2 protein-coding genes and 1 pseudogene are annotated in these 3,140 nt (G+C 51.6%); 2 read left to right on the top strand and 1 reads right to left on the bottom strand.

Annotated elements, in window-relative coordinates:
• The first annotated feature begins 759 nt into the window (after window positions 1-759).
• Together ltrA and B7449_RS14990 are read left to right on the top strand one after the other, a co-directional pair.
• A complete protein-coding gene (gene ltrA / locus B7449_RS14985) occupies window positions 760-2,619 on the top strand; it encodes a group II intron reverse transcriptase/maturase (protein ID WP_048883769.1) in 1,860 nt (619 codons plus the stop codon).
• Window positions 2,620-2,710: 91 nt separating this feature from the next.
• Window positions 2,711-3,022, top strand: a pseudogene (locus tag B7449_RS14990) (DUF3085 domain-containing protein); the annotation flags it as partial.
• Here B7449_RS14990 and B7449_RS22115 read toward each other — a convergent pair.
• The coding region (locus tag B7449_RS22115; RefSeq protein WP_209426745.1) for a hypothetical protein at window positions 2,940-3,140 on the bottom strand (201 nt) is incomplete at its 5' end. The pseudogene B7449_RS14990 and the gene B7449_RS22115 overlap by 83 nt on opposite strands.

The raw sequence follows: 3,140 nt of genomic DNA on the forward strand, positions 1-3,140 counted from the left end.
CGCGAGCGAACATTCCCCTACCTATGATCAGCTTGTTGACCCGGTCTTTCTCAAGGCTGGCGTGTCGTCGCGCCATCCGACCGGTGCGGATGTCGACCGTACCAAGATACCGGCAGGCCTGATGCTGGTTGGCGATCATGGGGTGTACCTGAGTGCGCCGGTTCGGCGCTGAATCGAAAGTGCGTTTCAAACGCCGGGAGAACTGGCGACTCCCGTCCCCACCAACCTTAGTTGAAATCGAAAGGTGACAATGAACACAGCATGGTTGGAGCAAGGCCCGAATAGCCAAGAACGGTTACGGTTTAGAGGGTCAGGGGAAGATGCATATGGTCAAGGCTATACTGCTTTAACTCCAGTTTCGGTGATGATTAACGCCATAGCAGTCATTAAACCGTTTGATACGACTGTTTCGCAAGGGAAGGGTATCATGAGGTTGCCCAGTCCGAAGCCCCTGTCTATCCGGGGATGTCAGTCTTGCGACACTGCCTCCATACGAGGAATGAAACGAACAGAGGACCTAAGTGCGTCGCATCTTTCATCAGCGCAAAGCCGGGATAACCTAAACAGGCTTCCTAAACCTGCATGGTTACAGAGTCACCATAGTAGCCAAATGCTTTCCTGTAATGGGACGGACAACCTGCGTTTAAGCAGGGCAAGACACCGTATAAGGTACGAGCGATCGCACCGAAAGCGTCAGGTCTTGGGTGAAGGGTGGCAGCTCCCAAAACAGTATCCTCTAACGGAAGACGGGTTCTGCTGATGCAAACTGCTATCGTCATGAAGAGATTGGATACTCTTCCAAAGCTCTCGAAAGCCGGAAAGTCGATTAACGGCCTATTCCGCCTCATGACCTGCCGTGATCTCTGGAAAGCGGCATATGAGAAGGTTGCCCAAAACTCGGGCTCCCTGACCCCCGGTATTGACGGAGATACGCTTGACGGGTTTTCGCTCGACAAGCTTGAAGCGTTGATTAGCGAGGTCGTGGAAGGACGTTACCGACCAAATCCGGTTCGTCGGGTCTACATACCAAAATCAAACGGTAAACTCCGACCGTTGGGGATTCCGAGTATTCGGGATCGCCTCGTGCAGGAAACTTTGAGGACGATCCTTGAAACCATATATGAGCCGATTTTCTCTAATCACTCACATGGGTTTCGTCCAAATAGGTCCTGTCATACTGCACTGGAGCATATCCAGAAGGTGTGGAGAGGGACAAAATGGTTCGTTGAGGTCGATATTGTTGGGTATTTTGACAATATCGACCACGACATTCTCGTGAACCTGCTTCGCAAGAGGATTGCTGATAAGAAGATCATTGATCTGATTAGACGCTTTCTTGAAGCTGGATATCTTGAAAACTGGAGGTTCAGCAGGACTTACAGTGGAACTCCGCAAGGTGGCATTGTCTCGCCCATTTTGGCCAACATCTATCTTCATGAACTCGATTTGTTCATGGAAACATGGATGGAGGCTAAAAATAAGGGCGTGAAACGTCGCCGGGAGCAAGAATGGAATCGTCTTTCGAAGTTGATCAATTACAGACAGATGCAAATTCGTCGGATCGTACGATCAGAAGAAAGTCTGTCAGTAGGAGATCAGGGCAGGATAGCGGCTCTCAAACAGGATATAAAAGTCCTCGATAAGGCTCGCAAATCTGTGCCTGCGCTGGCATCACAGGATCCGGATTATCGGCGCTTTCGTTATGTCCGGTATGCTGATGATTTCCTCATTGGTGTTATCGGCAGCAAAGATGATGCCCGGAGAATGATGGATGCCGTTCGACAATTTCTTGGAAACCTGAAACTTAATGTATCTGAGGAAAAGAGCGGCATTCGACATGCCTCGGACGGAGTAGAATTTCTTGGCTATGACATCCATACTTGGAATTCAAACCAGGTAAGGAGCGTGAGGGACACTCTGGGGCGCAACTACACGAAGCGTAATCCAGACGGTCTGATCACGTTGAATGTTCCGCGGACGAAAATCCGCCAGTTCTGTCAACGCCACGGTTACGGTTACCCCGACACGCGTTGGGGTATTGACCGACCGGCATTGATCAATTCGAGCGAGTACGAGATCGCTTCACAGTTCAATGCGGAATACCGCGGGTTTGTTCAATATTACGCGCTGTGCGTGAATGTGAAAGCGCAGCTTCGTTCGCTTCAGTTCGTAGTACAGACAAGCCTTCTCAAGACACTTGCCAATAAGCGACATAGCTCGTTGGCCAAGGTTTTGACTTCCGTCCGTAATAGGGATGGAGAGTGGTATGTGGCTAGCCGAGACTTAGGTGGGAAATTAAGGAGGGTGCGGGTATGGAAGCTTCGGCATCTCACTCGTCCGTCCGTGAAATTCGCCAAGGTCGACGCACTACCAAGATACATTGCGGCTTTTGCTCGCACGGACTTGGTAGATCGACTGTTTTCTGAAGAATGTGCGCTTTGCGGAACATCAAATGTTCCGGTTGAAGTGCATCACGTCAGAAAGCTGAAAGATCACGTCAACTCGCCTTTGATGGCACAGGTCAGAGCTGCTCGCCAAAGGAAGCGTATCCCGCTCTGCATAAATTGCCATCGCAATGTCCATGCTGGGCGGCAACGTGATCTTCGAATGAGAGCGTAATCGGGGGTGGAAAGCCGTGTGCAGTGAAAGCTGCCCGCACGGTTTGGAGGGGGACGTGGCATTTGCTCTCTGAGCGGTGTCCACGTCTACCCTATTGTCGAATGGTTATCCGGGCTTCAGTGACGCTGAGGGTCAGGCGAACCTTGTCGCCTATGCTGTCGAAGCGGACCCGCGCACATGTCCTGACGACTGGTACGATGTCAAACGCGCGTCGTTTGGCGGTGACGATGGCGCGGAATTTCTTTCTGCCGACACCATCCGCAAGGCACTGGAGGCGACTGTGGGCAGTCGTTTGTGGATTGATGTCACGCCTGCGCGGATCAGTTGCCCCTATCTGGCATCCCCGCAAAAAAACCGATCCGGACGACCGGATGGCGGATCTGGAAAGGCCTGCTCTGAATAAAAATACAATAAAAACAAAATATATAAATAAATGAAACAGTAAAGGTAGGAGGCGGGCACCACAGTCCAGCCTGCCGCGCAAGGGGTGGCTCCTCGCCGTGCGCGATGGCTGCGCCATC

This window comes from Komagataeibacter intermedius TF2 (genome assembly GCF_000964425.1).
In the GTDB taxonomy this organism is placed as follows: domain Bacteria; phylum Pseudomonadota; class Alphaproteobacteria; order Acetobacterales; family Acetobacteraceae; genus Komagataeibacter; species Komagataeibacter intermedius.

Bases quoted from the DNA above. Each gene is read 5' to 3' on its own strand.
- ltrA (WP_048883769.1), top strand. From the start codon at position 760: ATGCAAACTGCTATCGTCATGAAGAGATTGGATACTCTTCCAAAGCTC.